Below are 7,160 nucleotides of genomic sequence, written 5' to 3'. Positions count from 1 at the left end.
TTGATCCGCTCACCCCGGAACATGGCATCCCGCAACCCGAACACATCGGTGGCCACGGCCAGTTCCCGCAACAGGGCCAACGTCTCGTCGGTGACGAGGTTCTTGGAGAAGTCGACGCGCAGGTCGCCCACGCGTGCGACATACCGCTCCGCGCGCCCGGGGTCCGCGGCGAACAGGTCACGCAGATGGGCGTTCCACTCGGCCCGGTGGTCCGCCAGGGCGGTCCATTCCGGCCGCTGGGTGAGCTTGGGGGAGTCAGACATGAGAGGGGATCTCCTTGGTGCCCTCGCCCCGCAGGGCGACGGCGTACATCTCGTCCGCGTCGAGGCGCCGAAGCTCCTCGGCGATGAGTTCGGAGGTGGTGCGGACCTTCAGCGCGAGGGTGCGCGAGGGCTGGCCGGGCAGGGACAGCGTGGCCAGCGGGCCCTCGGGGCGGTCGATGACGATCTCGCCGTTCTCGGTGCCGAGGCGTACGGCCGTCACCACCGGCCCCGCGGTGACCACCCGGTCGACGGTGACGCCGAGGCGGGCCTCCAGCCAGCGGGCCAGCAGTTCCGCCGCGGGGTTCTCCTCCTCGGCCTCCACGGCCGCCGAGGTCACCCGTACCCGGGCCTGGTCCAGGGCCGCGGCCAGCATCGAGCGCCACGGGGTCAGCCGGGTCCAGGCGAGGTCGGTGTCGCCGGGCGCGTAGGAGCGCACCCGGGTCTTGAGCACCTCCAGCGCGTTCTCCACCGCGTACAGGTCGGTGATCCGGCGCTGGGCCAGCGCGCCCAGCGGGTCCTTCGCCGGGTTGTCCGGCGCCTCCACCGGCCACCACACCACGACCGGGGCGTCCGGCAGCAGCAGCGGTAGGACGACCGAGTCGGCGTGGTCGGACACCTCGCCGTAGGTCCGCAGGATCACCGTCTCGCCGGTGCCGGCGTCGGCGCCCACCCGTACCTCGGCGTCGAGGCGGGAGTTGGTGCGGTCGCGCGGGGTGCGGGCGTGCCGCTTGATGACGACCAGGGTGCGCGAGGGGTGCTCGTGCGAGGCCTCCTCGGCCGCCCTGATCGCGTCGTAGGCGTTCTCCTCGTCCGTGACGATCACCATCGTCAGGACCATGCCCACGGCCGGTGTGCCGATGGCGCGGCGACCTCGCACCAACGCCTTGTTGATCTTGCTTGCCGTGGTGTCGGTCAGGTCGATCTTCATGGCCTGCGCCAGCTCCGTCCGTCTCGTGCGAGCATCTCGTCGGCTTCCTCGGGTCCCCAGCTGCCGGACGCGTACTGCGCCGGCGTGCCATGGTTCGCCCAGTACTCCTCGATCGGGTCGAGGATCTTCCAGGACTCTTCCACTTCCTGGTGGCGGGGGAACAGGTTGGCGTCGCCGAGGAGGACATCCAGGATGAGGCGCTCGTACGCCTCGGGGCTGGACTCCGTGAACGACTCGCCGTAGGCGAAGTCCATCGACACGTCCCGGATCTCCATCGAGGTGCCCGGCACCTTGGATCCGAACCGGACCGTCATGCCCTCGTCGGGCTGGACGCGGATGACGATCGCGTTCTGCCCGAGTTCCTCGGTGGCGGTGGAGTCGAAGGGGGAGTGCGGTGCCCGCTTGAAGACCACCGCGATCTCGGTGACCCGGCGGCCCAGCCGCTTGCCGGTGCGCAGGTAGAAGGGGATGCCCGCCCAGCGGCGGTTGTCCACCTCCAGCTTGATGGCCGCGTAGGTGTCGGTCTTCGACTGCGGGTCGATGCCCTCTTCCTGGAGGTACCCGGCCACCTTCGCGCCGCCCTGCCAGCCCTCCGCGTACTGCGCCAGCACGGTGTGCTCGCCCACCTCCTCCGGCAGCCGCACCGACTTCAGCACCTTGAGCTTCTCGGTGAGCAGCGACTCGGCGTCGAAGGCGATGGGCTCCTCCATGGCGGTCAGGGCCATGAGCTGGAGCAGGTGGTTCTGGATGACGTCGCGGGCGGCGCCGATGCCGTCGTAGTAGCCCGCCCGGCCGCCGATGCCGATGTCCTCGGCCATGGTGATCTGCACGTGGTCGACGTACGACCGGTTCCAGATGGGCTCGTACATCTGGTTGGCGAAGCGCAGCGCAAGGATGTTCTGGACGGTCTCCTTGCCGAGGTAGTGGTCGATGCGGAACACCTGGTCCGGCTCGAACACGTCGTGCACGAGCGCGTTCAGCTCACGGGCGCTCCTCAGGTCGCGTCCGAAGGGCTTCTCGATGACCGCACGCCGCCAGGAGCCCTCCGGCGCGTCGGCCAGCCCGTGCTTCTTCAGCTGCCGGACCACCTTCGGGAAGAACTTCGGCGGTACCGAGAGGTAGAAGGCGTAGTTGCCGCTCGTGCCGCGCGAGGCGTCCAACTCGTCCACGGAGGACCGCAGTTGCTTGAACGCGGTGTCGTCGTCGAAGTCGCCGGGGATGAACCGCATGCCCTCGGCGAGCTGCTGCCAGACCTCCTCCCGGAACTCGGTGCGCGCGTGCTCGCGGACCGCGTCGTGCACGACCTGGGCGAAGTCCTGGTCCTCCCAGTCACGGCGGGCGAACCCGAGGAGCGAGAAACCCGGCGGCAGCAGACCGCGGTTGGCGAGGTCGTAGACGGCCGGCATCAGCTTCTTGCGGGACAGGTCACCCGTCACGCCGAAGATGACCAGCCCGGACGGGCCGGCGATCTGGGGCAGCCGGCGGTCCTGGGGGTGCCGCAGCGGGTTGGACCAGTCGGCGGGCGGTACGGCCGGAAGGGTGGTGACGGCCTCGGCCGCCTCGGACAGTTCCTTGCTCATTCCTCGTCAACCCCCTTGCTGTTCAGGGACTTCGTCACGGCGTCCAGCAGCTCCTGCCAGGCCACCTCGAACTTGGCGACACCCTCGTCCTCCAGCTGCCGCACGACCTCGTCGTAGGAGATCCCGAGCCGCTCCACCGCCGCGAGGTCGGCGCGGGCCTGGGCGTAGCCGCCGGTGACGGTGTCGCCGGTGATGTCCCCGTGGTCGGCGGCGGCGTTCAGCGTGGCCTCCGGCATGGTGTTGACCGTGCCGGGGGCGACCAGGTCGTCGACGTACAACGTGTCCTTGTACGCCGGATCCTTCACCCCGGTCGAGGCCCACAGCGGGCGCTGCTTGTTGGCCCGGGCGCCGCCGAGGGCCGTCCAGCGATCACCGTCGAAGACTTGTTCGTACGCCTGGTAGGCGAGCCGCGCGTTGGCGAGGGCGGCCCGGCCCTTCAGGGCCAGGGCGTCGGTGGTGCCGAGCAGGGTCAGCCGCTTGTCGATCTCGGAGTCGACGCGGGAGACGAAGAAGGACGCCACGGAGTGGATCAGGGAGAGGTCCAGGCCCTTCGCCCGGGCCTGCTCCAGACCGGCGAGGTAGGCGTCCATGACCTGCGAGTAGCGCTCCAGGGAGAAGATCAGCGTGACGTTGACGCTGATGCCGAGGCCGATGACCTCGGTGATCGCCGGGAGGCCGGCCTTCGTCGCCGGAATCTTGATCATGACGTTGGGGCGGTCCACCAGCCAGGCCAGCTGCCTGGCCTCGGCGACGGTGGCCCGGGTGTCGTGGGCCAGCCGCGGGTCGACCTCGATGGAGACCCTGCCGTCCCGGCCGCCGGTCGCCTCGTACACCGGCCGCAGGACGTCGGCGGCTGCCCGGACGTCGGCGGTCGTCATCATGCGCACGGCCTCGTCGACCGTGACACCCCGCACGGCGAGGTCGGTGAGCTGCTCCTCGTATCCTTCGCCGGAGCCGATGGCGGCCTGGAAGATGGACGGGTTGGTGGTGACGCCCACCACGTGCCTGGTCCGGACGAGTTCGGCGAGGTTGCCGGACTCGATCCGCCCCCGGGAGAGGTCGTCCAGCCAGATGGAGACGCCCTCGTCGGACAGGCGCTTGAGTGCTCCCGCGGTCGCGGTCGCTTCGGTCACTTCGATCATCTTCTTTCTGGCGATCTGATCAGCCACGGACGGCGGCCAGGGACTGCCTGGCGGCCGCCGCTACGTTCTCGGCGGTGAAGCCGTACTCGGCGAAGAGGGTCTTGGCATCGGCGGAGGCGCCGAAGTGTTCGAGGGAGACGATGCGTCCCGCGTCACCCACGAACCGGTACCAGGTCAGACCGATGCCGGCCTCGACCGCGACGCGGGCCTTCACAGCCGGCGGAAGGACACCGTCGCGGTACTCCCGCGGCTGCTGCTCGAACCACTCGACCGACGGCATCGACACCACCCGGGCGCCGACCCCCTCGGCCTCCAGCCGCTCCCGCGCGCCCACGGCGAGCTGGACCTCGGAGCCGGTGGCGATCAGGACGACGTCCGGGGTCTCGGTGGAGGACTCCGCCAGCACGTAACCGCCGCGCGCCGCATCCGGGTTCGGCGCGTACGTCGGCACGCCCTGGCGGGTGAGGGCGAGGCCGTGCGGTGCCGGGTCGGTGGCGTGCCGCTTGAGGATCTCGGCCCAGGCGATCACCGTCTCGTTGGCGTCGGCCGGGCGGACGACGTTCAGGCCCGGGATCGCGCGCAGGGACGCCAGGTGCTCGACGGGCTGGTGGGTGGGACCGTCCTCGCCGAGGCCGATGGAGTCGTGCGTCCAGACATAGGTGACCGGCAGTTGCATCAGCGCGGACAGCCGGACGGCGTTGCGCATGTAGTCGGAGAACACCAGGAAGGTGCCGCCGTAGATGCGGGTGTTGCCGTGCAGGGCGATGCCGTTCATCTCCGCGGCCATGGAGTGCTCGCGGATGCCGAAGTGGATCGTGCGGCCGTACGGGTCGGCCTCCGACAGCGGGTTGCCCTTCGGCAGGAAGGAACTCGTCTTGTCGATGGTGGTGTTGTTGGAGCCGGCCAGGTCGGCTGAGCCGCCCCACAGTTCCGGGATGACCGCGCCGAGCGCCTGCAGCACCTTCCCGGAGGCGGCACGGGTGGCGACCGCCTTGCCCTCCTCGAAGACCGGCAGGGCGTCCTCCCAGCCCTCGGGGAGCTGACCGGCGACCACGCGGTCGAAAAGCTTCGCGCGCTCCGGCTGGGCACCGCGCCACTGGTCGAGCTGCTTGTCCCAGGCCGCGTGCGCCTCGGCGCCCCGGTCCAGGGCCCGGCGGGTGTGGGCGAGGACGTCGTCGGCGACCTCGAAGGTCCGCTCCGGGTCGAAGCCGAGGAGACGCTTGGTGGCGGCGACCTCGTCCTCGCCGAGCGCGGAGCCGTGCGCGGCCTCGGTGTCGCGGGCGTTCGGGGCGGGCCAGGCGATGATCGTGCGCATCGCGATGATCGAGGGCCGTCCGGTCTCGTCCTGCGCGGCCCGCAGCGCCGCGTGCAGGGCGTGGACGTCGATGTCGCCGTCCTCGCCGGGCTCGACGCGCTGCACGTGCCAGCCGTACGCCTCGTAGCGCTTCAGCACGTCCTCGGAGAAGGCGGTCGCGGTGTCACCCTCGATGGAGATGTGGTTGTCGTCGTAGAGGAAGACCAGGTTGCCGAGCCTTTGATGGCCGGCCAGCGAGGACGCCTCGGCGGAGATGCCCTCCTCCAGGTCGCCGTCGGAGACGATGCCCCAGATGGTGTGGTCGAAGGGCGAGGTGCCCTCGGGGGCCTCGGGGTCGAACAGGCCGCGCTCGTAGCGGGCGGCCATCGCCATGCCCACCGCGTTGGCGACGCCCTGCCCGAGCGGGCCCGTGGTGGTCTCGACGCCGGCGGTGTGCCCGTACTCGGGGTGACCGGGCGTCTTCGACCCGTGCGTCCGGAAGGCCTTGAGGTCGTCGAGCTCCAGCTCGTACCCGGCGAGGAAGAGCTGCGTGTAGAGGGTGAGCGAGGTGTGTCCGGGGGACAGCACGAAGCGGTCACGGCCCGTCCACTCCGGGTCGGCCGGGTCGTGACGCATCACCTTCTGAAAGATCGTGTATGCGGCCGGGGCCAGGCTCATCGCGGTGCCGGGGTGGCCATTGCCAACCTTCTGTACGGCATCCGCCGCCAGGAGGCGCGCGGTGTCGACGGCACGCCGGTCGAGATCGGTCCATTCGAAGCTGTCCGGTGTCTGCGTGCTCATCTTCAAGAAATCCTCGATCGGAGCGGGGTAGCTGGTCTGACGTGTTCAAACTTAAAAGTCTGACTTTTACGGTGGAAGGTCGCGGTGTGTCAGCCTGTGGTGAATGTGGGACACCGGGCGTGTGACCGAGGCGGCACGAGAAGGACATGGTGGACAGAACCATCCAAGCCGGAGACGGTGACGGCGACATTGACGCGATCAGAACGTTCCCCTTCCCGGTCGAGTTGAGCGTCGGCGGAGTCGGCGTCCAGGTCGGCCCCATGGGAACCGGCCGCACCTGGCACGCCGACGCGCCCCTGCACCGCGTCCACCGCATCGACTTCCACGTCGTGATGCTGTTCGACGACGGCCCCGTACACCACATGATCGACTTCGCCCCGTACGAGGCGACGGCCGGCGACGTGCTGTGGATCCGCCCGGGGCAGGTCCACCGCTTCTCGCAGACCAGCGAGTACCGCGGAACCGTCCTGACCATGCAACCCGGCTTCCTGCCCCGGGAGACGGTCGAGGCCACCGGGCTCTACCGCTACGACCTGCCGCCCCTGCTGCGCCCCGACGAGCCCCTCGCGGCCGGCCTGCGCGCCGCCCTCGCCCAACTCCAGCGGGAGTACGAGGACACGACGCTCCCGATGAGCCTGCACACGTCGGTCCTGCGGCACACCCTGACGGCGTTCCTCCTGCGTCTGTCCCATCTCGCGGCGAGTTCCGCGAACGCCGGCCGGCAGTGGTCGGACACCACCTTCACGCTCTTCCGCGAGGCGGTGGAGAAGGGCTTCGCCACCAATCACAGCGTCAGCGCGTACGCCGACGCCCTCGGTTACTCCCGCCGCACCCTCGTCCGCGCGGTCCGCGCCGCCACCGGCGAGACGCCGAAGGGCTTCATCGACAAACGTGTCGTCCTGGAGGCCAAACGCCTCCTCGCCCACACCGACATGCCCATCGGCCGTGTCGGCGCCGCCGTCGGCTTTCCGGACGCGGCCAACTTCTCCAAGTTCTTCCAGCAGCACACGGACATGACACCGGCGGTGTTCCGGGCGGAGCTGCGGTGAGCGGTGCCGACTGACACGCACTGGGGGCTCCACGCGCGCGGGGGTCCCCCCGTAGGGAAGTGGCGGGTGAGTGTGCGAGTTTGGCACGTGTCGGGATCCGGTT

At 70.0% G+C, this 7,160-nt stretch carries 5 protein-coding genes and 1 pseudogene; 1 reads left to right on the top strand and 5 read right to left on the bottom strand.

Annotated features, from left to right (window positions below):
* From ABZ027_RS42750 to tkt, 5 genes and pseudogenes are all read right to left on the bottom strand, one after another.
* A pseudogene (locus tag ABZ027_RS42750) lies at window positions 1-263 on the bottom strand (glucose-6-phosphate isomerase); the annotation flags it as partial.
* Entirely contained in the window at window positions 256-1,191 is a 936-nt protein-coding gene (gene opcA / locus ABZ027_RS42745) for a glucose-6-phosphate dehydrogenase assembly protein OpcA (protein ID WP_356778455.1), read from the bottom strand. The gene opcA and the pseudogene ABZ027_RS42750, both read right to left, overlap by 8 nt.
* Entirely contained in the window at window positions 1,188-2,771 is a 1,584-nt protein-coding gene (gene zwf / locus ABZ027_RS42740) for a glucose-6-phosphate dehydrogenase (RefSeq protein WP_356778453.1), read from the bottom strand. Before zwf ends, opcA begins: the two co-directional genes overlap by 4 nt.
* Window positions 2,768-3,913, bottom strand: coding sequence for a transaldolase (gene tal, locus ABZ027_RS42735; RefSeq protein ID WP_356778451.1), 1,146 nt, complete (start codon window positions 3,911-3,913; stop codon window positions 2,768-2,770). The genes zwf and tal overlap by 4 nt, the downstream gene beginning before the upstream one ends.
* A gap of 19 nt (window positions 3,914-3,932) precedes the next feature.
* Window positions 3,933-6,008: a transketolase gene (tkt, locus tag ABZ027_RS42730; protein ID WP_356778449.1), complete on the bottom strand. Its 2,076-nt coding sequence runs from the start codon at window positions 6,006-6,008 to the stop codon at window positions 3,933-3,935.
* A gap of 146 nt (window positions 6,009-6,154) precedes the next feature.
* Here tkt and ABZ027_RS42725 point away from each other — a divergent pair, with 146 nt between their 5' ends.
* A complete protein-coding gene (locus tag ABZ027_RS42725) occupies window positions 6,155-7,057 on the top strand; it encodes an AraC family transcriptional regulator (protein WP_356778447.1) in 903 nt (300 codons plus the stop codon).
* Window positions 7,058-7,160: the final 103 nt, after the last annotated feature.

Origin of the sequence: Streptomyces sp. NPDC006332 (genome assembly GCF_040612855.1) — a bacterium.
Lineage (GTDB): Bacteria > Actinomycetota > Actinomycetes > Streptomycetales > Streptomycetaceae > Streptomyces.
The sequence above is the reverse complement of the archived record's forward strand: the minus strand, read 5'-3'. Positions and strand labels throughout refer to the sequence as shown.